The 22949-nt window shown below is 72.8% G+C and carries 22 protein-coding genes and 1 pseudogene; 13 read left to right on the forward strand and 10 right to left on the reverse strand.

Annotation, left to right across the window (positions count from 1 at the left end):
• Window positions 1–56: 56 nt before the first annotated feature.
• Entirely contained in the window at window positions 57–782 is a 726-nt protein-coding gene (gene npdG / locus ACFYYB_RS08905) for an NADPH-dependent F420 reductase (protein WP_389434122.1), read from the reverse strand.
• A gap of 170 nt (window positions 783–952) precedes the next feature.
• Here npdG and ACFYYB_RS08910 point away from each other — a divergent pair, with 170 nt between their 5' ends.
• On the forward strand, window positions 953–1558 hold the full coding sequence (locus tag ACFYYB_RS08910) for a hypothetical protein (protein ID WP_327307006.1): 606 nt from the start codon (window positions 953–955) through the stop codon (window positions 1556–1558).
• A gap of 2 nt (window positions 1559–1560) precedes the next feature.
• On the opposite strand, the gene ACFYYB_RS08915 is transcribed toward ACFYYB_RS08910, so the two are convergent.
• A complete protein-coding gene (locus ACFYYB_RS08915; protein WP_389434123.1) occupies window positions 1561–1800 on the reverse strand; it encodes a hypothetical protein in 240 nt (79 codons plus the stop codon).
• Window positions 1801–1860: 60 nt separating this feature from the next.
• On the opposite strand from ACFYYB_RS08915, the gene map reads away from it, so the two are divergent.
• Both map and ACFYYB_RS08925 read left to right on the forward strand, forming a co-directional pair.
• Complete coding sequence (gene map, locus ACFYYB_RS08920; RefSeq protein WP_327307005.1) at window positions 1861–2718, forward strand: type I methionyl aminopeptidase; 858 nt, start codon at window positions 1861–1863, stop codon at window positions 2716–2718.
• Between the two features lie 169 nt (window positions 2719–2887).
• On the forward strand, window positions 2888–3535 hold the full coding sequence (locus tag ACFYYB_RS08925; RefSeq protein ID WP_389434125.1) for a heme oxygenase (biliverdin-producing): 648 nt from the start codon (window positions 2888–2890) through the stop codon (window positions 3533–3535).
• A gap of 76 nt (window positions 3536–3611) precedes the next feature.
• On the opposite strand, the gene ACFYYB_RS08930 is transcribed toward ACFYYB_RS08925, so the two are convergent.
• The 3 genes from ACFYYB_RS08930 to ACFYYB_RS08940 all read right to left on the reverse strand — a co-directional run bounded on the left by ACFYYB_RS08930 (window position 3612) and on the right by ACFYYB_RS08940 (window position 7627).
• Complete coding sequence (locus ACFYYB_RS08930; protein WP_389434127.1) at window positions 3612–4280, reverse strand: PhzF family phenazine biosynthesis protein; 669 nt, start codon at window positions 4278–4280, stop codon at window positions 3612–3614.
• A 19-nt stretch (window positions 4281–4299) separates the two neighbouring features.
• Complete coding sequence (locus ACFYYB_RS08935) at window positions 4300–5769, reverse strand: HtaA domain-containing protein (RefSeq protein WP_389434129.1); 1470 nt, start codon at window positions 5767–5769, stop codon at window positions 4300–4302.
• A 268-nt stretch (window positions 5770–6037) separates the two neighbouring features.
• Window positions 6038–7627 (reverse strand): HtaA domain-containing protein, encoded by a 1590-nt coding sequence (locus ACFYYB_RS08940; RefSeq protein ID WP_389434131.1) that lies wholly within the window; start codon window positions 7625–7627, stop codon window positions 6038–6040.
• Window positions 7628–7769: 142 nt separating this feature from the next.
• On the opposite strand from ACFYYB_RS08940, the gene ACFYYB_RS08945 reads away from it, so the two are divergent.
• From ACFYYB_RS08945 to efeU, 6 genes are all read left to right on the forward strand, one after another.
• Window positions 7770–8783, forward strand: coding sequence for a hemin ABC transporter substrate-binding protein (locus ACFYYB_RS08945; RefSeq protein WP_389434132.1), 1014 nt, complete (start codon window positions 7770–7772; stop codon window positions 8781–8783).
• 1 nt (window position 8784) lies between these two features.
• Entirely contained in the window at window positions 8785–9927 is a 1143-nt protein-coding gene (locus ACFYYB_RS08950; RefSeq protein ID WP_389434134.1) for a FecCD family ABC transporter permease, read from the forward strand.
• Window positions 9924–10829, forward strand: coding sequence for a heme ABC transporter ATP-binding protein (locus ACFYYB_RS08955; RefSeq protein ID WP_389434136.1), 906 nt, complete (start codon window positions 9924–9926; stop codon window positions 10827–10829). The genes ACFYYB_RS08950 and ACFYYB_RS08955 overlap by 4 nt, the downstream gene beginning before the upstream one ends.
• 187 nt (window positions 10830–11016) lie before the next feature.
• On the forward strand, window positions 11017–12156 hold the full coding sequence (efeO, locus tag ACFYYB_RS08960) for an iron uptake system protein EfeO (RefSeq protein ID WP_389434138.1): 1140 nt from the start codon (window positions 11017–11019) through the stop codon (window positions 12154–12156).
• Window positions 12157–12190: 34 nt separating this feature from the next.
• Window positions 12191–13495 (forward strand): iron uptake transporter deferrochelatase/peroxidase subunit, encoded by a 1305-nt coding sequence (efeB, locus tag ACFYYB_RS08965; protein WP_389434140.1) that lies wholly within the window; start codon window positions 12191–12193, stop codon window positions 13493–13495.
• 18 nt (window positions 13496–13513) lie between these two features.
• Window positions 13514–14386, forward strand: coding sequence for an iron uptake transporter permease EfeU (gene efeU, locus ACFYYB_RS08970; protein WP_389434141.1), 873 nt, complete (start codon window positions 13514–13516; stop codon window positions 14384–14386).
• 1 nt (window position 14387) lies between these two features.
• Here efeU and ACFYYB_RS08975 read toward each other — a convergent pair whose 3' ends face one another.
• The 3 genes from ACFYYB_RS08975 to ACFYYB_RS08985 all read right to left on the reverse strand — a co-directional run bounded on the left by ACFYYB_RS08975 (window position 14388) and on the right by ACFYYB_RS08985 (window position 16759).
• Entirely contained in the window at window positions 14388–15005 is a 618-nt protein-coding gene (locus ACFYYB_RS08975) for a GNAT family N-acetyltransferase (protein WP_389434142.1), read from the reverse strand.
• The gene (locus ACFYYB_RS08980; protein ID WP_389434143.1) at window positions 15005–15868 is read right to left on the reverse strand and encodes a PhzF family phenazine biosynthesis protein; all 864 of its coding nucleotides are present in this window, start codon (window positions 15866–15868) and stop codon (window positions 15005–15007) included. The genes ACFYYB_RS08975 and ACFYYB_RS08980 overlap by 1 nt, the downstream gene beginning before the upstream one ends.
• A gap of 120 nt (window positions 15869–15988) precedes the next feature.
• Window positions 15989–16759: an SDR family oxidoreductase gene (locus tag ACFYYB_RS08985; protein WP_389434145.1), complete on the reverse strand. Its 771-nt coding sequence runs from the start codon at window positions 16757–16759 to the stop codon at window positions 15989–15991.
• Between the two features lie 109 nt (window positions 16760–16868).
• Between ACFYYB_RS08985 and ACFYYB_RS08990 the strand changes: the two genes are divergently transcribed.
• Window positions 16869–18200, forward strand: a complete 1332-nt coding sequence (locus ACFYYB_RS08990) for a Bcr/CflA family multidrug efflux MFS transporter (protein ID WP_389434146.1) — start codon at window positions 16869–16871, stop codon at window positions 18198–18200.
• Window positions 18201–18267: 67 nt separating this feature from the next.
• A complete protein-coding gene (locus ACFYYB_RS08995; protein WP_389434147.1) occupies window positions 18268–19287 on the forward strand; it encodes a small ribosomal subunit Rsm22 family protein in 1020 nt (339 codons plus the stop codon).
• Window positions 19288–19409: 122 nt separating this feature from the next.
• Here ACFYYB_RS08995 and ddaH read toward each other — a convergent pair.
• Window positions 19410–20228, reverse strand: a pseudogene (ddaH, locus tag ACFYYB_RS09000) (dimethylargininase); the annotation flags it as partial.
• Window positions 20229–20343: 115 nt separating this feature from the next.
• On the opposite strand from ddaH, the gene ACFYYB_RS09005 reads away from it, so the two are divergent.
• On the forward strand, window positions 20344–21024 hold the full coding sequence (locus ACFYYB_RS09005; protein ID WP_389434148.1) for a TetR/AcrR family transcriptional regulator: 681 nt from the start codon (window positions 20344–20346) through the stop codon (window positions 21022–21024).
• Between the two features lie 136 nt (window positions 21025–21160).
• Window positions 21161–21910 carry a bifunctional DNA primase/polymerase gene (locus ACFYYB_RS09010; RefSeq protein ID WP_389434149.1) on the forward strand — a complete coding sequence of 250 codons (750 nt, stop codon included), beginning with the start codon at window positions 21161–21163 and terminating at the stop codon, window positions 21908–21910.
• A gap of 4 nt (window positions 21911–21914) precedes the next feature.
• Here ACFYYB_RS09010 and ACFYYB_RS09015 read toward each other — a convergent pair whose 3' ends face one another.
• Window positions 21915–22916: a hypothetical protein gene (locus tag ACFYYB_RS09015; RefSeq protein ID WP_389434151.1), complete on the reverse strand. Its 1002-nt coding sequence runs from the start codon at window positions 22914–22916 to the stop codon at window positions 21915–21917.
• Between the last annotated feature and the right edge of the window lie 33 nt (window positions 22917–22949).

Below are 22949 nucleotides of genomic sequence, written 5' to 3' on the forward strand. Positions count from 1 at the left end.
GGGGCCACCCGGGCCGCCGGGTCCGTGGAGGGCGGCGGGACGGGTGGCCGGGCGGCTCAGACGTCCGTGACGCGCAGGCCGGCGTGGGCCTTGTAGCGGCGGTTGGTGGAGATCAGGTTGGCCACCAGCGACTCGACCTGGTGGGCATTGCGCAGGCGGCCCGCGAAGACGCCGCGCATGCCCGGGATCCGGCCGGCGAGGGCCTGCACGATGTCGGTGTCGGCGCGGACCTCGCCGAGGACCATCACATCGGTGTCGATCTCGTCGATCGACTCGTCCTGGAGGAGCACCGCCGAGAGGTGGTGGAAGGCGGCCGTGACGCGGGAGTCCGGCAGGAGGGCGGCGGCCTGCTGGGCCGCACTGCCCTCTTCGACCTGGAGGGCGTACGCGCCCTGCTTGTCGAAGCCGAGCGGGTTGACGCAGTCGACCACGAGCTTGCCGGCGAGGTCCTCGCGCAGCGATTCCAGGGTCTTGGCGTGGCCCTCCCACGGCACCGCGATGATCACGATGTCGCTGCGGCGCGCGCACTCGGCGTTGTCCGCGCCCTCCACCCCGAGGCCGAGCTCCTCGGCGGCGGTCCGCGCCCGGTCGGCGGCGCGCGAACCGATGATCACCTTCTGGCCGGCGCGGGCGAGCCGGTAGGCGAGGCCCCGGCCCTGGTCGCCGGTGCCGCCGAGGACGCCGACGACGAGGCCGGAGACGTCGGGAAGGTCCCACGGGTCCTTGGCGGGGGCCTTCGCGGGGGCCTGCGCGGGCTGCTGCGTGCTGTCTGTGGAGGTCATGGGGGCGAGGGTAACCGCGAGATCGTCAGACGCGAACGCACGGACACTGTGAGATGCCCGGCCCGGCGGGAGATGCCGGAGATACGGGAGATGCCGGAGCGGGTGCGGGCCCTGGAGGGAGATGGGGGGAACGGCTCCCGTATGTCCCTTCCATGCGGCAGGATACCGATATGGACGCCGTGAGAGTCGCGCTGCTGCGCGAGGTGCTCGCCGGTACGCAGTGGCCCGGCGCCGCGCGCCGGTTCGCCGGGACGCTGCGGCGGTCGGTGGTTCCGGCCGGCGGGAACCTGTTGCTGGTCGGGACCGAGCAGTACGAGCCCTGGCACCTGGCGGCGCACCTGGTCGACGAGGCCGCCTGGTCGGGGCTGCCGGAGCTGGCGCCCACCCTCGTACGCCACCAGGTGCTGCCCGGTGACGCCCCGCACCTGTCGGTGGGCCTGAGCCGGCTGGAGGCGGCCCGGCGCGGTCACACCCTGCTGGTGGTGGCTCCGGAGCAGCCCGGGGACCGGCTGCTGGAGCGGGTGCACGACGCCCGGCGCGCGGGGGCGACCGTACTGTCCCTGGACGGCGGGGACCCGGATCTCGGGACGCTCGCGCACGAGGTGCTGTCCGTACCGGACGGGGCCGCCGAGCTGGACCTGGACACGGTGCAGCACCTGGTCAGCGCGGCGGCCGGGGAAAACAGCCTGCCGGTCCAGCGCGGGCCGCGGCGGTTCCGCGACCGGCTGGCGCGGCTGGCCGACCAGCTGGCCGCGCCGCCGCCCAGCCGCTGGTAGGCCTAGGCCGTGCCCGTACCTTCTTCGCCCTCGCGCGTCTTGTCGTTCCATTTGGGGTCGTTCTGCCATTCGAGATTGCGCTCCTGCGCGGTCTCCATGGCGTGGTTCGCCTCTTCGGGTGTCGCGTAGGGCCCGAAACGGTCCTTCGCCGGGCACTCGGGGCCTTCCTCGACCTTCTTGTGGACCAGGCAGTAGTACCACTCGCCGGGTTTGCCCACCTGGCGCTTCTTGAACAGGGCCATCGTCAGGCTCCTCTCTTCTGTCGCCATGCTGCCCCATACCCGCTCGATACACTCGCTCGTATGTCTGGCCAGTCGCTGCTCGTACCAGGCGAGCTCACTCCCGTCCGTTCCGTTCCCGGAAACATCCGCCGGCCCGAGTACGTGGGCAAGCCCGCGCCCACTCCGTACACCGGACCGGAGGTGCAGACGCCCGAGACCATCGAGGCCATGCGCATCGCCGGCCGGATCGCCGCCCAGGCGATGGAAGAGGCCGCCAAGCTGATCGCGCCGGGGGTGACCACCGACGAGCTGGACCGGGTCGCCCACGAGTACATGTGCGACCACGGTGCCTACCCCTCGACGCTGGGCTACCGCGGTTTCCCGAAGTCCCTGTGTTCCTCGCTCAACGAGGTGATCTGTCACGGGATCCCCGACTCGACCGTCCTGCGGGACGGCGACATCGTCAACCTCGACGTGACCGCGTACATCGGCGGGGTGCACGGCGACAACAACGCCACGTACCTGTGCGGTGACGTGGACGAGGAGTCGCGGCTGCTCGTGGAGCGCACCCGCGAGGCCCTGAACCGGGCCATCAAGGCCGTCAGGCCGGGCCGGCAGATCAACATCATCGGCCGGGTCATCGAGTCGTACGCGAAGCGCTTCGGCTACGGCGTCGTCCGGGACTTCACCGGTCACGGGATCAACTCCTCCTTCCACTCCGGCCTGATCGTCCCGCACTACGACAGCCCGCACGCCACCACCGTCATCGAGCCCGGGATGACCTTCACCATCGAGCCGATGCTGACCCTGGGCACCCACGAGTACGACATGTGGGAGGACGGCTGGACGGTGGTCACGAAGGACCGCAAGCGGACCGCGCAGTTCGAGCACACGCTGGTGGTCACGGACACCGGGGCGGAGATCCTGACGCTGCCCTGATCCGAGGGAGAACACCTCGCGGAGGTTTTTGCCGACAAGGCGTCGGGAACATATTGACTTAGGTAAGCCTAAGAAGGAGGATCGGGTGTGGCGGCACGGCCGCCACACCTGTCTCACCCTTGCTCCACCCTTGTTCCTCCCTTTTCTTCCGATTCCTCGGAGGTCCGCCTTGGACGCCTTCTCGACCGTCATCCGTGTCGCCTCGCACGAGCAGCACACCGAGGCGGAGACGTCTACCTTCATGAGCGACCTGCTGGGCGGCCGTCTCGGCGTGGACGCCTACACCCGCTACACCGAGCAGCTGTGGTTCGTGTACAAGGCCCTGGAGGACGCCGCGGAGGCCCTCAGGGGCGACGCCGTGGCCGGGCCGTTCATACAGCCCGAGCTGATGCGCCTCGCCGAGATCGAGCGGGACCTGGCCCACCTGCGGGGTCCCGCATGGCGCGAGAGCCTGGTCGCGCTGCCCGCCACCGAGGCCTACGCGGCCCGCGTGACCGAGTGCGCCGCCTCCTGGCCGGGCGGGTACGTGGCCCACCACTACACCCGCTACCTGGGCGACCTCTCCGGCGGCCAGATCATCCGCGACAAGGCGGAGCGGACCTGGGGCTTCGAGCGCAAGGGCGACGGCGTCCGCTTCTACGTCTTCGCGGACATCTCCAACCCGGCCGCCTTCAAGCGGACCTACCGCGAGCTGCTGGACACGATCGCCGCGGACGACCTGGAGAAGCAGCGCATCATCGACGAGTGCAAGCGCGCCTTCGACTTCAACGGCGCGGTCTTCCGCGAGCTGGGCGAGCAGTTCCCGCTCAGCGCGTAGCGCGGGCCGCGGGCTGAACGGGGAAGGGGGGTGGGCCCATCGGGCCCACCCCCCTTCCGTGCTCCTGCGCCGCGCCTCACACCCCGGCGGGTCCGGAGGGGGCGAAGCGGACCCGGCCGCCGATTTCCACGGTGCCGTCCGGGGCCGGGGCCGTGAGGATCTGGGAGCCCCTGCCCTGGGTGATGTTCAGGGCGCGGTTCAGTTCGGCCGTCAGGAGGATCGCCGCCGAGCCGGTGGCCTCGTCCTCGACGATCACCCCGTCCGGGCGCCGCGGGAAACCGCGGGCCCGGATCCGGCCCGCGGCCTCGTCCTCCCAGGCCCAGGCGTACAGCCAGCCCTCGCCCGGCGGCGGGCCGGGCAGCGCGTCCACCGCGGCGGCATCGGCGTACTGCTCGGTGCGCTTGCCCTCGACCCACTCGGGCCGCGCGCTGATCCAGGTGAACTCCCCGTCGTCGCGCGCCCATACGGCGCCCGCGGGGGGCTGGAGCTCCTCGATGTCGAGCAGCCACGCGACACCGACCAACGGGTGCCCGGCGAAGGACATCCGGGTGCCGGGCGTGCGGATGTCGACGATCCCGCGCTCGGGATCGTCGACGAACACCGTCTCGCTGTAGCCGAGTTCGGCGGCCAGTGCCTGCCGTGACGCATCGTCGGGGCAGGTCCGGCCGTCGCGTACGACGCCGAGCGTGTTGCCGTGGCTGCCGTCACCCGCGCAGAAGACCCTGAGGACGTCTAGATCGTTCACGCGGGAATTGAAGCACGGGTCAGATCTGGGCGGTGCGGCGCCTGCGCGCGACGAACACCGCGCCCCCGCCCGCGGCGATGATGGCGGCGGAGGAGCCGAGCAGCGCGCCGGCCGGGATCTCGGAGCCGGTGGCGGCGAGGCCGCCGCCGACCGTGCCGCCGCCTCCGGTGCTGCCGGTGCCGCCCGTGGTGCCGGTGCCGATCGGGGTCAGGGCGGCGCCCTTGGCCACCGAGACCGTCAGGTTGACGTCGTCCGCCCGGGTGCCCACCGGGTACATCGAGCCGGTGGTGGAGTTGGCGAAGGCCGCGGAGCCCTCGGCCGTGAGCGCGGTGCGCACCGCGTTCAGGGTGAGCACGCCGTTCTTGGTCTTGTAGTCGGCCTTCGAGAGGTCGAGCGTGGCGAAGGGGATGTTCGCCTTGACCCCGGCGGCCGTCTTCACGTCCAGGACCAGGGTTCCCTTGTCGCCCTGGGCGTTGACGCGGACGTTGCCGAAGGTCATGTCGATGCCGTGGCCGGCGTACTGGAAGCGCAGGTTGCCCGCGAAGGTGGCGTTCAGCTTCCGCGCCTTGGTGTCGAGGGTGCCCTTGCCGCCGCCGAAGGCGAAGCTGTCGCCGTTCGCGACCGCGCCGCCCGCCGGGGTGACGGTGCCGCCCGCGCTCTGGACGTACTTCCGGAAGGACTCCTTGACGCCCCAGCCCAGCTTGCCGCCGAGGATCTTCTGCGGGCCGCCGGTCGCCGGGGAGCTGGTGGAGGCGGAGGGGCTCGGGGAGGCGGGCTTCGACGGTGCGGGCTTGGTCGGGGTCGGGGTCGGCTTCGTCGGAGAGGTGGAGGGCGACGAGGTGGGCGTCTTCGTCGGGCTCGCCGAGGAGGACGGGCTCGGGGTGGGCTGCGGCGGGAACTTCAGTACGGCCGTCAGCGGGTCGCCCGCCTTGTCCTTGTAGCTGTCCGAGCCGAGGAGCTTGGCGGCGTCGGCCGTCAGCGTGGTGCCCAGGTTGGCCATCGACTGCCCGCCGAAGGCGACCTTGGCGAAGGGGACGTTCTTGGTGAGCACGCCGTCCCGGGTGACGTCGATGATCAGCAGCTTCTTGCCCGTGTCGATGCGCGGGTTCGCGAGCTTCACCTCGAAGCGGTGCGCGGCCGAGGTGAAGGTGACGCTGCCCTTGAAGGCGGCGGTCACGAGGTGGGTGGCCGGGTCGTACGCGCCGGTGGCCGAGCCGAAGGTGAAGCCCTTGGCGGTCTTCTTCGCGCCGCCCGCGACGGTGATCTCGCCCTGGGCGATGGTCGTCACATAGGTGCGGTAGCTCTCCAGCACACCCCAGTCGAGGGTGCCGCCGACGACCGGGATCACCGCGGGGGCGCTCTGCGCCGCGGGGGCGCTCTGCGCCGTGGAACCGGCCGCGGTGGCGGGCAGGACGAACGCGGTGGCGGCTATCGCGGCGGAGGTGGCCACGGCGGCTGCGAGGGCGACGGGGCGGCGGATCGATGACATGGCGGGTCTCCTGAAACGGGGGTGAAGGAGGCGAGGGAAGAGAGGAAGTGCGGGGCGTCCGATGGCACGGCGAAGCCGAGCCCTGGCGGTACGGGGCCCTGCGGGGCCCTGCGGGGCTTGTGTGTGGGTGCGGGGGTTGCGCGTGAGCGCGGTACGGGGCTTGCGGGCCGGGCCGGTTCGGATGGGCCCGGCCCGCACGGCAGGGTGGTGCGGGGCCCTGCGGGTGCGGGGCCTTGCGGGTGCGGGCGGTAAGGGTTCGGGGCGCCGGTCAGCCGCGCGGAGCGGCTCCGTCGGCCCCCGAGGAGTCGGAGGAGTCGGAGGAGTCCGGTTGCCCGGGGGCCGGAGCGGCCGGAGTTCCGGTGCCCGGAGCCGAGGCCGCGTCCGGGGTCGGGGCCGCGTCCGGGGCCGGAGTCGGGGCCACGCGCGGAGTCGGGGCCGGAGCCGAGGCCGCGTCCGGAGCCGGGGCCGGGGCCGCGCCTGCGTCGCCGTCGCGGCGGTTGCGGAGGGTTAGGAAGGTGGCTCCGCCCGCCAGGACCAGGACCGCCACCGCGAGGGCGGCGTACAGGCCGGTGTTCGAGGAGTCGTCCGCCTTCGCGGCGGCGGCCGGGGTCGGGGTCGGGGCCGGCGGGGCGGCCGGGGTGGCCGTGGAGCCGAGGTTCGGGAGGGCCGGGAGCTTCGCGGCTCCGTCGAGGGCGACCGCGAGGGAGACGGGGTCCATCTCCGTGCCGGACTTGTACATGGAGTTGAAGGCCTGGGCTCCGCCTTCCGTCAGCGTGGCCGGGGCTTCGGTGAGGGTGGCGAGGCCGCCCTCGGTCGTGAGGCCCTTCGCGTCGAACTCGACGAGCGGGACGGCGGGTTTGGTGTCCGCGCCGGTGGTGACGTCGGCAAAGAGCACGCCCTTGCCGTTCTCCACCTTGACCGTGACCGCTCCGAGCTTCAGGTCCACGTGCGCCCCGGTGAAGTGCACGGAGCCGGCGAAGGCGGCGTCAAGGGTGCCCTTCGCTCCGTCGTACGCGCCCTTGCCCTGCGGGAAGCGGAACAGCGCGCCGCCGTCCTGGGCGCCTTCGGCCAGTTCCCACTTGCCCTGGCCGATGGAGCCGGAGACGTATTCGCGGAAGGTGCGCCGCACGCCCCAGTCGACGGCGGCGTCGGTGAACGCCCCGCCGGCCTGCGGGGTCTGCGCCGCCGGGGCGCTGGGCGACGGTGAGGCGGGCTGCTCGGCCGCCGCGGCCTTGACGTCCACGGAGAGCGAGACCGGGTCGAGCTGCGCGCCCGCGGCGTAGTAGCCGGCGAAGGCCTTGGCGCCCTGCTCGGTGAGGGTGGCCGGGATGTTGGCGAGGGCGATCGGGCTGCCGCCGCCCTTCATGTTCACCCCGCCCAGGCCCAGCTCGGCGAAGGGGACTTGGGAGGCGGTGGTGACCGCTCCGCCCTCCTTGGCCTTGCTGGAGACGTCCACGTAGAGGGTGCCGCTGCCGCCGCTGATCTTGATGGTGGGGCGGCTGACGCTCATGTCGAGCTCGTACGTGCCGTCCGGCTTCTGGTGGCCCTGGAAGGTGACGCCCCCGCTGAAGGAGGCCTGCAGGGAGCCGCTGTCCGGGTCGTAGGAGCCGCTGGCGGAGTGGAAGCGGAACAGGCTGCCGCCCGCGGTGGCGGCTCCGTTCTTCAGCTTGAACCCGCCCTTGGCCACCGGCCCGGTGACATAGCTCTGGAAGGAGGATTTAATGCCCCAGTCAAGTCGGCCGCCCTCCACGGTGCGGCCCGCCGCCTGGGCGGCGGTCGCCGGAAGCAGGACTCCCAGCAGGGCCGCCAGGGTCGCCAGCAGGGCGACGGCGGAAGCACGGGCGGGTCTTGCGGACATGAATGTCCCCTCCAGGGTCTAGCGAGCGAGGTTAGGCTAACCTAAGCTACGTTCGGCCGGGTGTGAAACCCCCTGGCCCCCGGAACCTTCGGAGCCTCGGTCCGGGCCCCACTCCCAGTCGGACGATCAGGACGGTGCCTTCGTGCCTACGCCCGCCGCGTCAACCCGCTTGTCCCGCTTCGCCGTCGCCCTGACCGCCGTGGTCCTGGCACTCGGCGTGAGCGCCTGCGGAGGTACGGCCGCCCCCTCCCCCGCCACCGGTGCCCCGGCCCTCCCGGACCGGGTGGAGCCGCTCGCGCAGGCGCCCGCGCCCGCGCTCCCGGCGACGGTTGCCTCGGCGGACGGCGCACAGGTCACCGTCGCCTCGGCGGAGCGGGTGATCCCGCTGACGGGCGGCCTCAACGAGATCGTGTACACCCTCGGACTCGGACCCAAGGTCGTCGCCCGGGACATCACCGCCACCTTCGAACAGGCGGCGGACCTCCCGGTGGTGACGCGGGGCCACGACGTCTCCGCCGAGAGCGTGCTGTCGCTGCGTCCGACCCTGGTGCTGGCCGAGACCACGTCCGGCCCCGCCGAGGCGATCCAGCAGATCCGCGACGCCGGCGTCCCGCTGCTCGTGGTGGCCCCGGCCAAGTCCCTGGACGACGTGGCGAAGCGGACCGACACCGTCGCCGCCGCGCTGGGCGTCAAGGAAGCCGGTGCGCAGCTGAACCGGCGCACCGCCGACCGCATCGCCGCCGCCCGCACGGCCCTGCCCGCCTCGGGCAAGAAGCCGCGCGTGGCCTTCCTCTACCTGCGCGGCACCGCCTCCGTCTATCTGATGGGCGGCTCCGACTCCGGCGCCGGCTCCCTGCTGGAGGCGGCCGGCGCGGTGGACACCGGCCCGGAGTCGGGGCTCGGCAAGGACTTCACCCCGATCACGAGCGAGGCCCTGGCCGCCGCCGCGCCCGACGCCATCCTGGTCATGTCCAAGGGCCTGGAGTCCGTCGGCGGCGTCGACGGACTGGTCAAGATCCCGGGCGTGGCCCAGACCCCGGCGGGCATGGACCGGCGGGTGGTCAGCGTCGACGACGGGGTCCTGCTCAACTACGGTCCGCGCACCGACCAGGTCCTGACCTCCCTCATCACCCAGCTCTACGGCAAGGCCTCCTGACGTGTCCCTCTCGTACGACCAAGCCCCCGAGACGCCGCCCGGAGCGGGCCCCCTTCCCGCTCCCGGACGGGCGGCGTCCCGGGCCCTGCCCACCGCCGCCGGCGCACCGCCCCGGCGGCGGTGGGGTTCCGCCTGGCTCACCGGCTCGCTGGCCGCCGTACTCGTCCTGCTCGCGCTGGTCTCCGCCGGCGTGGGGGCGTACGAGATCCCGCTCGGGGAGGTGATCGGGTCGGTGCAGCACCGCCTCGGCCTCGGGGGCGCCGCCCTCGACCGGGTCGGGGAGAGCGTGCTGTGGAACGTACGGCTGCCCCGTGTGGTCCTCGCCCTGCTCGTCGGGTCCGCTCTCGGCTGTGCCGGGGCGCTGATGCAGGGGGTGTTCGGCAATCCGCTGGCCGAGCCCGGGGTCATCGGGATCTCGGCGGGCGCGGCCGTGGGCGCGGTCGCCGCGATCGGGCTGGGCCTGACCTTCTTCGGCAACTGGACCGTCACCGCCTGCGCGTTCGTCGCGGGGCTGATCACCGTCGGCGCCGTGTACCTGCTGTCCCGCAACGGCGGCCGGACGGAGGTCGTCACCCTCATCCTGACCGGCATCGCCGTCAACGCCTTCGCGGGCGCCCTGATCGGCCTGTTCGTCTTCTTCGCCGACAGCGGCCAGGTCAACCAGATCACCTTCTGGCAGCTCGGCTCCCTCGCCCAGGCCACCTGGCCCAAGGTGCTGGCCGTCCTGCCCTGCGCCCTCGCCGGGCTGCTGATCGCCCCCTTCTACGCGCGCAAGCTGGACCTGCTCTCCCTCGGCGAGCGGCCCGCCCGTCACCTCGGCGTCGACGTGGAGCGGCTGCGCCTGGCGCTGATCCTGGTCGTCGCGCTGCTGACGGCGGCGGCCGTCGCCGTGGCCGGGATCATCACCTTCGTCGGGCTGCTCGTGCCGCACCTGCTGCGCATGGCCAACGGTCCGGGCCACCGCTTCCTGGTGCCCGGCAGCGCGCTCGGCGGAGCCGTGGTGCTGGTCGCCGGGGACCTGGCCGCCCGGACCCTCGCCCAGCCCGCCGAGCTGCCGCTCGGCGTGCTGACCGCCCTGCTCGGCAGCCCGTTCTTCTTCTGGCTGCTGCGCCGCACCCGCCGCAAGCAAGGAGGCTGGGCATGAGCGTCCGCTTCGCCGCATTCCGCAGGAACGGGCGCACCGTTCCCGCCCGGCCCGCCCCCGGCGCGCCGCTCGCCGAGGTCACGGACCTGCGCGTACGGCTCGGCGGGCGCGAGGTGCTCGCCGGGATCGGGCTGACCGTGCGCGCCGGGGAGGTGCTGGCCCTGGTCGGACCGAACGGCGCGGGCAAGTCCACGCTGCTGGCGGCCCTGTCCGGGGACCTGCCGGCCGCCTCCGGGGAGGTCCGGATCGACGGCCGACCGATGGGCGACTGGCCGGCCCCCGAGCTGGCCCTGCGCCGGGCGGTGCTCCCCCAATCGGCCGAACTGGCCTTCCCCTTTCCCGTGGAGGACGTCGTACGGATGGGCCGCGCCCCCTGGGCGGGCACCGAGGCGGCCGGCTCCGACGAGGAGGCGGTGGCCGCCGCGATGGCCGCCACCGAGGTGACGGGCTTCGCGGCCCGCCCGTTCTCGGGGCTCTCGGGCGGCGAGCGGGCCCGGGTCGCGCTGGCCCGCGTACTGGCGCAGGGCGCCCCGCTGCTGATGCTGGACGAGCCGACGGCGGCGCTGGACCTGCGCCACCAGGAACTGGTGCTGCGGATCTGCCGGGAGCGCGCGGCGGCCGGGGACGGGGTCGTGGTGGTCCTGCACGACCTGGGTCTGGCGGCGGCGTACGCGGACCGGGTCGCCGTGCTGCACGACGGCCGGATCGCGGCGGACGGCCCGCCGGCGGAGGTGTTCGAGGACGGGCTGCTGAGCCGGGTGTACCGCCAGCCGGTGGAGGTCCTCCCGCACCCGCGCACCGGGGCACCGCTGGTGGTCCCCGTACGGAACGGCGGGCCGGAGCGGCCCGGAGCGGACGGTTCCGCCGTACGGAACGGCCGCCTGGGCTTGACCTCCGCTTGACCTGCGCATGGGCCCGGCGTGGGGCACTCGTAACGGCCCCGTGTCCGGCCCTCGAATGTGTGGGCTGAATCACTGGACGCACGGGTATGGGTCAGGTAAGCCTCGGTTAAGTTAGGTCCGCCTCACCGGCCGCCCCCACCCGATCGGGACGGTCGTCTGCCGAACGCCAGACCGCCAGGAGCCCCCTATGCGTCCCGTCCGCCTCTCCGTCGTCACCGCGGCAGCCGTCGTGGCCGCCCTCACCGCGGTCACCGGCTGCTCCGAGAAGAGCGACGCGTCCGGCGACGGCACCATCAAGGTGGCGGCCTCCGACTCCGCCTGCGAGGTCTCCACGAAGGAGTTCCCCGCGGGCAAGGTCGCCTTCGAGGTCGAGAACAAGGGCTCCAAGGTCACCGAGCTCTACGTGCTCTTCCCCGACGACCGCATCGTCGCCGAGCGCGAGAACATCGGCCCCGGCACCAAGGCCACCATCACCGCCGAGCTCAAGGCGGGCGACTACGAGATCGCCTGCAAGCCCGGCATGAAGGGCGACGGCATCCGCCAGCAGGTCAAGGCCACCGGCACGGGCGGCACGGAGAAGCGCAGCCCCGAGGCCGACGCCGCGGTCGCCGCGTACCGCAAGTACGTGCAGGAGCAGGCCGACGAGACCATCCCCAAGGCGCAGGCCTTCGCGGACGCGGTCAAGGCCGGCGACGTCGAGGCCGCGAAGAAGGCGTACGCCCCCTCGCGCATCGGCTGGGAGCGCACCGAGCCGGTCGCCGAGTCCTTCGGTGACATCGACCCCAAGGTCGACGTCCGCGAGGACGGCCTGGAGGCCGGCCAGGAATGGACCGGCTGGCACAAGCTGGAGAAGTCCCTCTTCGAGGGCAACAAGATCGACGACGCGGACAAGAAGCTCGCCGAGACCCTGATGGCCGACCTGGCCGTGTGGCAGAAGAAGGTCGGCCAGGCGGAGATCACCCCCACCTCGATGGCGAACGGCGCCAAGGAGCTCCTCGACGAGGTCGCCACCGGCAAGGTGACGGGTGAGGAAGAGCGCTACAGCCACACCGACCTGGTCGACTTCAAGGCCAACGTCGAGGGCGCCGAGAAGGCCTTCGAGCTGCTCAAGCCGATCACCTCGAAGACGGACCCCGCGCTCACCGCCGAGCTGGACAAGCAGTTCGCGGCACTGAACAACCTGCTGGAGAAGTACCGCCCGAACAAGGCCGCCTACGAGTTCACCTCGTACGACAAGGTCGGCGAGGCCGAGCGCAAGGAGCTCTCCGACGGCGTCAACGCCCTGGCCGAGCCGCTCTCGAAGCTCGCCGCCGCGGCCGCGAAGTAACTCCGGAACAGCAGAGCAGGCGGGAGAACCTCACATGAGCGAGTCGGTGGCCGGGCAGCAGCCCGCGCAGGACCACGCGCAGGGCACGCCGGAGCAGGCGGGCCCGGCTTCGGGCGCGCCCTCGCGCCGGGCCGTCCTCGGCTGGGGCGGCGCGGGCCTCGCGCTCGGCGCGGCGGCGGCCGGTGGTACGGCCATCGCACTGAACTCGGGCCCCGACATGGTCTCGGCGGCTTCGGCCGGCGCGGCCGTGCCGTTCCACGGTGAGCACCAGGCCGGCATCTCCAGTGCCGTCCAGGACCGCCTGCACTTCGCCGCCTTCGACGTGAAGACCAAGGACCGGGCCGAGCTGGTCCAGCTCCTCAAGGACTGGACCGAGGCGGCCCGCCTGATGACGGCCGGGCAGCCCGTCGGCGAGGGCGGCTACGGCGGCCTCCCGGAGGCCCCGCCGGACGACACGGGCGAGGCGCTGGGTCTGAAGGCCTCCCGCCTCACCCTGACGATCGGTTTCGGGCCGGGCCTGTTCGCCAAGGGCCGCTTCGGCCTGGAGGGCAAGCGCCCCGAGGCCCTGATCGACCTGGAGCTCTTCCCCGGCGACAACCTCGACCAGGCCCGCTCGGGCGGCGACCTGTGCGTGCAGGCCTGCGCCGACGACCCGCAGGTCGCGGTGCACGCCATCCGCCAGCTCGCCCGCATCGGCTTCGGCAAGACGGCGGTGCGCTGGTCGCAGCTGGGCTTCGGCAAGACCTCCTCGACCACGCCTGACGAGCAGACCCCGCGCAACATGATGGGCTTCAAGGACGGCACCCGGAACATCTCGGGCACCGACAAGGCCGCCCTGGACAAGCACGTGTGGGTCGGCGCCGGCGACGGCAGCGACTGGCTGACCGGTGGCTCGTACCTCGTGGCGCGCCGGATCCGGATGAACATCGAGACGTGGGACCGCACGCCCCTGGGCGAGCAGGAGGACATCTTCGGCCGCGACAAGGGCGAGGGTGCCCCCGTCGGCAAGTCCAAGGAGCGCGACGAGCCGTTCCTGAAGGCGATGAAGCCCGAGGCGCACGTCCGCCTCGCGCACCCGGACACCAACAACGGTGCGACGATCCTGCGCCGCGGCTACTCCTTCACCGACGGCACCGACGGACTGGGCCGCCTCGACGCGGGCCTGTTCTTCCTCGCCTACCAGCGCGACGTGCGCACCGGCTTCGTACCGATCCAGCGCAAGCTGGCGAAGTCCGACGTCCTCAACGAATACATCCAGCACGTGGGTTCGGCCGTCTTCGCCGTCCCGCCGGGCGTCCGCGACAAGGACGACTGGTGGGGCCGGACGCTGTTCGCGTAAGGGACCGGGAGAACCGAAGTGTTCAGCAACTATCTGATCGGGCTGCGCGAGGGGCTGGAAGCCAGCCTCGTCGTCTGCATCCTCATCGCCTATCTGGTCAAGACCGGGAACAAGGCCAAGCTGGGGCCGCTGTGGGTGGGCGTCGGCCTGGCCGCCGCCCTGTCCCTGGCCTTCGGCGCGGGTCTCGAATTCGGCACGCAGGAACTGACCTTCAAGGCGCAGGAGGCGATCGGCGGCACCCTGTCGATCGTCGCGGTCGGCCTGGTCACCTGGATGGTCTTCTGGATGAAGCGCACCGCGCGGCACTTGAAGGCCGAGCTCCAGGGCAAGCTCGACGCGGCGCTCGCGATGGGCACCGGCGCCCTGGTGGCGACGGCGTTCCTGGCCGTCGGCCGGGAGGGCCTGGAGACCTCGCTGTTCGTGTGGCGTTCGGTCCACGCGGCCGGTGACGGCGCGGCCCCGCTGATCGGCGTGCTGCTCGGCATCGGGTCGTCGATCCTGCTGGGCTGGCTGTTCTACCGCGGCGCGCTGAAGATCAACCTGGCGAAGTTCTTCACGTGGACCGGCGGCATGCTGGTCGTGGTCGCCGCGGGCGTGCTCGCGTACGGCGTCCACGACCTCCAGGAGGCCGACTTCCTGCCGGGGCTGAACAACAAGGCCTTCGACATCAGCGCGACGATCCCGCCGGACAGCTGGTACGGGACCCTGCTCAAGGGCACCTTCAACTTCCAGCCGGACCCGACCGTGCTCCAGCTGATCGTGTGGGCCCTGTACCTGGTGCCGGTGCTCGCCCTGTTCCTGGCGCCGTCGCTGGTCAAGCGCACGAAGCCGGAGCCGAAGCCCGAGTCGGAGTCGGAGTCGAAGCCGGAGTCCGCGCCCAGCGGCTCCTGACTCACCACAGCTTGTCGATCGTCCCCGGGTAGAGGGGGACGCGGATGCCGGTGAAGGCCGCGCGGACCTGGTCCGCGCGGCCTTCGTCGTCCGCGGCCGATGCCGCGCCGGTGCCGCCGGCGCCCCGGGCGAAGAACGCCCCGAGCACCGTCTTGCCGAGGCCCGGGGCGTCCGTGGCGAGCGGCTCCTCGGGGGTGCCGCCGACCAGGACCGTGCCGGGCAGCACCTCGAAGCCGGCCGCCTCGTAGAACGGGACCAGCTCCGGGTCGCAGCTGAACAGCGCCAGGTCCACCGCCGGATCGGCGGCGAGCCCGGCGCGGGCCGCCGCCACCAGCCGGCCCCCGTACCCGCGCCCCCGTACGTCGGCCCGGGTGACCACGCCGCTCAGCCCGGCCGCGCGGTACGTACGCCCGTCCGCGAGCCGGACCGGCTTGTGGAGGAGCGCCAGGCAGGCGGCGACCCGCCCGTCGGCGTCGAGGAGCAGGACCGCGCGCGGGGCGAGCGCCGGGTCGTGCCCGGGGGACGACCCGGGCCAGGCCCGCGCCTCCAGACCCGCCACCTGCTCGGCGAGCCCGGAGGGCAGGACTTCGTACTCCTGGATGGTCCCCTCGGTTCGCATTACGGGATCAGCGCGCCCGCGCCGCCGACCCGGACCCGGCTGTCGCCGGCGCGCAGCTCGACGGTGAGCACTCCGGGGCGGCCCATGTCGGCGCCCTGGTGGAGGGTCAGGACGGCTTCGTCCGGGACGAGGCCGACCTCGCGGGCGTACGCCCCGAAGGCGGCCGCGGCCGCGCCGGTCGCCGGGTCCTCGACGACGCCGCCGACCGGGAAGGGGTTGCGTACGTGGAACTCCGACGGGCCCGCCCGGAACACGAGCTGCACGGTGACCAGGTCCAGGCGCCGCATCAGCGCCTCCAGCCGGTCGAAGTCGTAGTCGAGGTCGGCGAGCCGGGCCCGGGTGGCGGCGCCCAGCACCAGGTGGCGGGCTCCGGCGTAGGCGATCCGCGGCGGGAACGCCGGGTCCAGGTCGGCGGCCGGCCAGTCCAGGGCGGCCAGGGCCTCGGCGAGGTCGGCCGGGTCCAGGTCCTCGGTGTGGGGTTCGACGCTGGTCAGGGTCGCGCGCAGGCCGCCGGCCCCGTCCTCCCGGGTCACCGAGACGGGCACCGTGCCCGCGCGGGTCGCGAAGACCAGCTCGCCCGGGCCGATCCGCTCGCCCAGCGCCACGGCCGTGGCCACGGTGGCGTGCCCGCAGAAGGGGACCTCCACCTTGGGGCTGAAGTAGCGCACGGAGAAGGCCCTGCCCGGCTCCCCGCCCAGGCCCTCGGGCGGGGCGGTGAGGAAGGCCGTCTCGCTGTAGTCCAGTTCGGCGGCGATCTTCAGCATGGCGGCCTCGTCGAGGCCCGCGGCGTCGAGGACGACACCGGCGGGGTTGCCGCCGGCCGGGTCGTCGGAGAAGGCGGTGTAGCGCAGCACGTCAGTCATGATCGCCACAACGGTGCCCCACGGCCCCGCATTCCCGAATCCGGAGCGTATGCGCAGGTCGGGACGGGGGCGGGCCCGAGGACGCCTCGGATGCGGCCCCCGGGCCGGGCACGAAACGGGTCAGCCGCGCCCGATGTAGGGCATCGCGGTCGCCATCACCGTCGCGAACTGCACGTTCGCCCCGAGCGGGAGCTCGGCCATGTGCAGCACGGTGCGCGCCACGTCGGCCGCGTCCATGACGGGCTCCACCGCGAGCTGTCCGTTGGCCTGCATGATCCCGGTCTGCATCCGCTCGGTCATCTCGGTGGCCGCGTTGCCGATGTCGATCTGCCCGCAGGCGATCCCGTACGGACGCCCGTCCAGCGAAAGGGACTTCGTCAGGCCGGTCATGGCGTGCTTGGTCGCGGTGTACGCGATCGAGTTCGGCCGGGGCACGTGCGCGGAGATGGAGCCGTTGTTGATGATGCGGCCGCCCTGCGGGTCCTGGGCCTTCATCACCCGGAAGGCCGCCTGCGCGCAGAGGAAGGAGCCGGTGAGGTTGACGTCGACCACCGAGCGCCAGGCCTCGTAGGAGATGTCCTCCAGCGGGACTCCGGCCGGGCCGAAGGTGCCGGCGTTATTAAAGAGGAGGTCCACCCGCCCGTAACGCTCCCGGACGGTCTCGAACAGCGCGGACACGTCGTCCGGGTCGCTGACGTCGGCCCGGACGCAGAGCACCTCGGCGTCCGGGTGGGCGGCCCTGGCCGCCTCGGCGGTCTCCTCCAGCGGCTCGGTCCTGCGGCCGGCCACGGCCACCGCCCATCCGGCGGCGGCGAGGGTGAGGGCCACGGACCGGCCGATCCCGGATCCGGCTCCGGTCACTACGGCGATCTGCTTCAAGCGTGCGTTCATGGGGCCGCAGGCTACGTCACACGGCGCATCGGCCCCGGGACGTTCCGATTGCTGAGAACATGGGTCGATCAGGGGGTGTGAAGACACGATAAGAAGACTGGAGTTCCGTATGCCGGAGCGAGGCCACGCGACAGCGCCCTCGAAGGACTCGTCGCCCGCGATTCCCTCCCCCCTCACCACCGCACCTCCCCTGACGGCCGCCCGCCGGACGGGACTGCTCGTCACCTTCATCCTCGGCGGACTCACCGCCCTGCCCCCGCTGTCCATGGACATGTACCTGCCGGCCCTGCCGACGGTGACCACCGCCCTGAACAGCCCGGCCGCGACCGTCCAGCTCACCCTCACCGCCTGCCTCGCCGGCATGGCGCTCGGCCAGCTGGTGATCGGCCCGATGAGCGACAAGTGGGGCCGCCGCCGCCCCCTGCTCATCGGCATGGTCGTCTACGTCCTCGCCACCGCCATCTGCGCCTTCGCCCCGACCGTCGAGCTGCTGATCGCCTTCCGGCTGCTCCAGGGCCTGGCCGGCGCGGCCGCGATCGTGATCGCGCGGGCCGTCGTACGCGATCTGTACGACGGGGTCGAGATGGCCCGGTTCTTCTCCACCCTGATGCTCATATCCGGCGTGGCGCCGATCATCGCCCCGCTCATCGGCGGCCAGGTGCTGCGCTTCGCCGACTGGCGCGGGGTGTTCGTCGTCCTCACCGTCGTGGGGGCCCTGTTGACCGCACTGGTCTGGCGCAAGCTCGGCGAGACCCTGCCGCCCGAGCGGCGTCAGACCGGCGGCGTGGGCGCCGCGCTGCGGACCATGCGAGGGCTGTTCGCCGACCGCGTCTTCGCCGGCTACACGCTGGCCGGCGGCTTCGCCTTCGCGGCGCTGTTCGCGTACATCTCCGCCTCGCCGTTCGTCGTGCAGGAGATCTACGGGGCTTCGGCCCAGACCTTCAGCCTGCTGTTCGGCGTCAACTCCCTCGGCCTGATCGCGGTCGGCCAGATCAACGGCAAGCTGCTGGTCGGCCGGGTCAGCCTGGACAAGGTCCTGGGGTACGGGCTCGCGGTCATCGCGGCCGCCTCGGTCGCCCTGCTCCTCATGACCGCCGGGGTCTTCGGCGAGGTCGGGCTCTTCGCGATCTGCGCCGGACTGTTCGTCCTGATGTCCGCGATGGGCCTGGTCCTGCCCAACACCAACGCGCAGGCCCTGATGCGCGCCCCGCACGCGGCCGGCTCGGCCTCCGCCCTGCTCGGCACCTCCTCCTTCCTGGTCGGAGCCGTGGCCTCCCCCCTGGTCGGCATCGCGGGCGAGGACACGGCGGTACCCATGGCCCTGGTCCAGGCGACCTGCTCCTTCCTCGCGGTCCTCTGCTTCGTCGTCCTGTGCCGCCCGTGGCGGACCAGCCCGCCGGCGGCGAAGGCGACCACGACGCCGACCACGACGGCGAGCTGACCGTCCGGGGCCGGACCGGGGCTTCGGCCCCGGTCCGGCCCCGTCCCCGGCCCCGTAAACTTGGCGGGTGAACGACACCGCCACCACCACCGCCGAAACCCTGCGCAGCGCCCTCGCCGGGCTGCTCGAAGGCCTCCCGCAGAAGCAGGCCACGGCCGCCGTGGAGCGGCTGATCGCCAATTACCGCGGCCAGATCCCGACCAACACCCCGGTCCTGCGCAACCGCTCCGACGTGGCCGCCTACGCGGCGTACCGGATGCCCGCCACCTTCGAGGCCGTACGGTCCGCCCTGGACGGGCTCGCCGAGGCGGCCCCGGGCTGGTCCCCGGCCTCGCACGTGGACGTGGGCGGCGGCACGGGAGCCGCGGCCTGGGCGGCGGACTCCGTCTGGGGCGGGCCGCGCGAGACGGCCGTGCTGGACTGGGCCGACCCGGCCCTGGTCCTCGGCAAGGAGCTGGCCGCGGCCTCCTCCTCCGCCACCCTGCGGGCCGCCGAGTGGCGCCAGAGCGTCATCGGGGCGGGGATGACCCTCCCCGCGGCGGACCTGGTGACGGTCTCCTACGTCCTGGGCGAACTGACCCCCGAGGCCCGCGGCGAGGTCGTCGCCGAGGCGGCGCGCGCCGGTCAGGCCGTGGTGGTGGTCGAGCCCGGCACGCCGGAGGGGTACCTGCGCGTCCGCGAGGCCCGCGACCGGCTGATCGAGGCCGGGTTCCAGGTCGCCGCCCCGTGCCCGCACGACGGGACCTGCCCGATCCAGGTCGGCAAGGACTGGTGCCACTTCTCGGCGCGGGTCAGCCGCTCCTCCCTGCACCGCCAGGTCAAGGGCGGCTCCCTGTCCTACGAGGACGAGAAGTTCAGCTACGTGGCCGCGAGCCGCTTCCCGGTGGAGCCGGCCGCCGCCCGCATCACGCGCCGGCCGCAGCTCCGCAAGGGGCTGGTCCTGCTGGAGCTGTGCGGACCCGAGGCCGAGGGGCAGACCAAGGTCAACGTGACCAAGCGCCACGGGGACCTGTACAAGGCCGCCCGGGACGCCGACTGGGGCCAGGAGTGGCCGCCCCCGCAGGGGGCTGAGCCCGCAGGGGCCTGAGGCCGTAGGAGGCTCAGGCCTCAGGAGGCTCAGGCCCCAGGAGCCCGAGGCCTCAGAAGGCTGAGGCCGTAGGGGCCTGAGCCCGTGGCAGGCCCAGGCCCCTCGTCCGGACGCGCGGCCGGCTAGGGCCTCAGCTCCTGCGTGCAGCACTTCACGCTGCCGCCGCCCTTGAGCAGCTCCCCCAGGTCCATGGGGACCGGTTCGAACCCCCGCTCCCGCAGGGGGGCGAGGAGTCCGGTCGCCTCCTGCGGGAGCAGTACGTGCCGGCCGTCGCAGACCGCGTTGAGCCCGAGGGCCGCCGCGTCCTCGGCGCGCGCGATCAGCGCGTCGGGGAAGAGCCGGCGCAGTACGGCCCGGCTGCCCGCGGAGAAGGCGTCCGGGTAGTACATGATCTCGTCGCCGTCGAGCACGGACAGGGCCGTGTCCAGGTGGTAGTAGCGCGGGTCGACCAAGTCGAGACCGATGACCGGACGGCCGAAGAACTCCTGGGCCTCGTCGTGCGAGAGCGGGCTGGAGCGGAAGCCCCGGCCCGCCAGGAGATAGGTGGCGGTGACGGCGAAGTCACCCTCGCCCTCGTTGACGTGGGACGGCTCGTGGACGTCCCGGAAGCCGTTCGCGCGGAACCAGTCGAGGTGGATCTCCGCCTCGGCGGCCCGCTCGGGGTAGGCGAACCGCGCGCCCAGCACCCGGCCGTCGACAACGAGGGCGCCGTTCGCCGCGAAGACCATGTCGGGCAGTCCCCGGTCGGGGACGAGGGTCTCTACGGTGTGGCCCAGGGCCACGTAGCGGTCGCGGAGGTCCTCCCACTGGGCCATGGCCAGGGGCAGGTCCACCGGTTTCGTGGGGTCCATCCACGGGTTGATGGAGTACGTGACCTTGAAGTGCGCGGGTGGGCACATCAGGTAACGCCGGGGTGTGGCGTCTCTGCGCAATGAAGGCTCCTCACGGTGATGAGAAGAGAATCGTCCCTCCTCGGCGGGAACCGCGCAGTGAACTGACTGGGTGGTTTTCCGAACGGCTGAAAGTCGAGCGGTTCGGAGTTGATAAGTTTCCGAAATGAGCCCCAGCCCCCTCCCCGCCGACGGTTCCGACCCCGGTTCCGACCCCGGTCCCGACCCCGCCGCCCCCCGGTCTCCGGACGCCACGCGCCGCAGCGACCGCTCGCGGCGGGCCATCCTGGACGCGGCGCTCGAACTGGTGGGGGAGGTCGGCTACAACAAGCTGACCATCGAGGCCATCGCCGCCCGCGCCGGAGTCGGCAAGCAGACGATCTACCGCTGGTGGCCGTCGAAGGCCGCGGTGCTGCTGGACGCCTCGGTCGCGCTCGCCGGGGACGCGAGCTCCGACGGGGCGTGGACCGGCTTCCCCGATACCGGGGACCTGGGCGCCGACCTGAAGTACGTACTGCGGGCGACGGTGGACGAGTTCGCCGACGAGCGGTACGCGGCCCCCGCGCGCGCCCTGATGGCGGCCGGCGCCACCGACCCCGAGCTGGGGGCGCGCTTCACGGAGCAGCTGCTGGAACCCCAGCTCGCGCTGTACGAGGAGCGGTTGCGGTCGGCCCGCGAGGCCGGGCAGCTCCCGCCGGACACCGACCTGCGGCTGACCGTCGAAATGCTGCTCGGACCTCTGACCTACCGCTGGCTGCTGCGCACGGCGCCGCTCACGCACGCGTACGCGGACGCGCTGGTGGACGCGGTGCTGGGCGGGGGCGGGGCCGGGTGGGATAAGTCATGACCTTTTGATGGCCGAGAACATATGGCCGATTTATGTGGTTGTGTGGGGTCCCTGGTCGGGGGGTGCGGTCACCCGGCGCCCAGGATGGTGGGAACATGTGAGGGTCTACCGGGCAACGGTGTAGGTGAGGGGATAGATGGGGTCTGAGTCGGGCCGCGTCAAACGCGGCGAGCAGAGCAGGATTTCCCAGTGGCTGCGCCGCAAGCCCAAACCCGACGCCGAGGACCCCGCGCGCGAACGCGAAGCCCTGCTCCTGGCCGTGGCCGCCGCGGGTCTGCCGATCTCGCCCGCCGCGCATCCGGCCGGCTACCGGTGTTCGTGCGACCGGATCGGCTGTCCGACGCCCGCGCGGCACCCCATCTCCTTCGCCTGGCAGACGCAGTCCACTACGGACCGCGCGCAGGTCGAACGCTGGGCCCGCAACCAGCCCGCGGCCAACTTCATCACCGCGACGGGCATGGTCCACGACGTCCTGGACGTCCCCCTGGAAGCCGGGCACAGTGCGCTGGAACGCCTGCTGGCCGCCGGCATCGAGGTCGGCCCGGTCGCCGAGTCCGGCGGTACGGGCGACCAGGCCCGCATGCTCTTCTTCACCGCGACCCGGGGCACGCCCGAGGACGAGGACGAGTGGTGGCCCTGCGAACTGGACTGCCACCCCGAGACGATGGACGAGCACCCCGGGCTGCGCTGGCACTGCCGGGGCAGCTACGTCCTGGTACCGCCGGCCGCACTGCCCGGTGACCTCTCGGTGTCCTGGCTCCGCGGCATGGAGCATCCGCTCGTCGATCCGCTGACCCTGCTGGAAACCCTCACGGACGCCTGCGCCACCTACGCCGGCGCCTCGGACCACACCCCCGCCACGGTCGCCTGGCCCCTGGGCCGCTGACGCCCTAGGGGGCGCTCCGCACCGAGGACCGCGGCACGGAACCGGGGCCCGCCGGGCCGGCGGCCTCGCGCCCGCCGCCCCGGCGGATGCCGAGCAGGGCCCCCAGTGCGGCGGCCACCAGGATCAGCGCGGCCGCGCCCAGCGTCGGCCCGTCCGGGGAGGTCAGCGGCTGACCGCGCAGCGCCTGCCAGGTCAGCAGGGCCAGTACCGCCCCGTACGCCGAGCCCGCGACCAGTACGAGGCGCAGCCGCACCCGTTCCTCGCGCAGGACGGGGAACCGCGCCGCGAGGACGGCCAGGAGCAGGACGAGCAACGGCAGCAGCTGGATTGCGTGCATCCCCACGAAGTGCGGGACGCGCAGATCGCCGCCGGTGGTGGACCAGCCGGTGAGCGGCAAGCCGGGCCCGCCGTCGGGCACTCCCACGGCGTGCCCGCCCACGATCGGGGCGTCGTCGTCGCCGGCCGCGAGCTGCTCGGCCGTCGGCCGGGTCATCAGGAAGCCGAGCCCGGCACCGATCAGCGCCAGGGCCGCGGCGATCCGGATCGACCAGGTGGTGGCCCGGTCGGCGATCCGGGCCCGGAACAGCAGGACGGCGATCACCAGCGCACCCAGCCACAGCATCACGATGCTCCCGGCCATGACGTTGTACAGCTGTGCGTCGAAGGGAGTGGCGTAGTTGAAGTGGCTCTGCCGGCCGCGGAAGGCCTGCGCGGTGATGAGCACCATCTCCACGGCGCCGGCCACCGCCACCACCGTGCCCGCCCACCACGCGGGCCGGGCGAGCCGGGGCCGGGCCTGTCCGAGCAGGGAGATCATCCAAGCCAGGCTCAGCGCGTAGGCGAGGATCGAGGCGGCGAACTTGAACGGCTTCACCCAGATCGGGGCGCCCAGCAGGATCCGGTCGTCGACGAGGATCCCGACGGCGCAGCCGGCCGCCCATAACCCCATGACGCCGGCGAGCACCACCAGCGGTCGGTGCCAGGCACGCGGAAACAGAAACGGCATCTCTCCACCCCCCACCAAAATGGATAGTGGCAC

Source organism: Streptomyces sp. NPDC002886 (assembly GCF_042888445.1).
In the GTDB taxonomy this organism is placed as follows: Bacteria; Actinomycetota; Actinomycetes; order Streptomycetales; family Streptomycetaceae; genus Streptomyces.

What these genes read in the sequence shown, in the direction of transcription:
- npdG (WP_389434122.1), bottom strand. Translation starts at nt 782, where the DNA reads ATGACCTCCACAGACAGCACGCAGCAGCCCGCGCAGGCCCCCGCGAAG.
- ACFYYB_RS08915 (WP_389434123.1), bottom strand. Translation starts at nt 1,800, where the DNA reads ATGGCCCTGTTCAAGAAGCGCCAGGTGGGCAAACCCGGCGAGTGGTAC.
- efeB (WP_389434140.1), top strand. Translation starts at nt 12,191, where the DNA reads ATGAGCGAGTCGGTGGCCGGGCAGCAGCCCGCGCAGGACCACGCGCAG.
- ACFYYB_RS08990 (WP_389434146.1), top strand. Translation starts at nt 16,869, where the DNA reads ATGCCGGAGCGAGGCCACGCGACAGCGCCCTCGAAGGACTCGTCGCCC.
- ACFYYB_RS08980 (WP_389434143.1), bottom strand. Translation starts at nt 15,868, where the DNA reads ATGACTGACGTGCTGCGCTACACCGCCTTCTCCGACGACCCGGCCGGC.
- map (WP_327307005.1), top strand. Translation starts at nt 1,861, where the DNA reads ATGTCTGGCCAGTCGCTGCTCGTACCAGGCGAGCTCACTCCCGTCCGT.
- ACFYYB_RS08955 (WP_389434136.1), top strand. Translation starts at nt 9,924, where the DNA reads ATGAGCGTCCGCTTCGCCGCATTCCGCAGGAACGGGCGCACCGTTCCC.
- ACFYYB_RS09005 (WP_389434148.1), top strand. Translation starts at nt 20,344, where the DNA reads ATGAGCCCCAGCCCCCTCCCCGCCGACGGTTCCGACCCCGGTTCCGAC.
- ACFYYB_RS08910 (WP_327307006.1), top strand. Translation starts at nt 953, where the DNA reads ATGGACGCCGTGAGAGTCGCGCTGCTGCGCGAGGTGCTCGCCGGTACG.
- ACFYYB_RS08985 (WP_389434145.1), bottom strand. Translation starts at nt 16,759, where the DNA reads ATGAACGCACGCTTGAAGCAGATCGCCGTAGTGACCGGAGCCGGATCC.
- ACFYYB_RS09010 (WP_389434149.1), top strand. Translation starts at nt 21,161, where the DNA reads ATGGGGTCTGAGTCGGGCCGCGTCAAACGCGGCGAGCAGAGCAGGATT.
- ACFYYB_RS09015 (WP_389434151.1), bottom strand. Translation starts at nt 22,916, where the DNA reads ATGCCGTTTCTGTTTCCGCGTGCCTGGCACCGACCGCTGGTGGTGCTC.
- efeO (WP_389434138.1), top strand. Translation starts at nt 11,017, where the DNA reads ATGCGTCCCGTCCGCCTCTCCGTCGTCACCGCGGCAGCCGTCGTGGCC.
- ACFYYB_RS08940 (WP_389434131.1), bottom strand. Translation starts at nt 7,627, where the DNA reads ATGTCCGCAAGACCCGCCCGTGCTTCCGCCGTCGCCCTGCTGGCGACC.
- ACFYYB_RS08935 (WP_389434129.1), bottom strand. Translation starts at nt 5,769, where the DNA reads ATGTCATCGATCCGCCGCCCCGTCGCCCTCGCAGCCGCCGTGGCCACC.
- ACFYYB_RS08975 (WP_389434142.1), bottom strand. Translation starts at nt 15,005, where the DNA reads ATGCGAACCGAGGGGACCATCCAGGAGTACGAAGTCCTGCCCTCCGGG.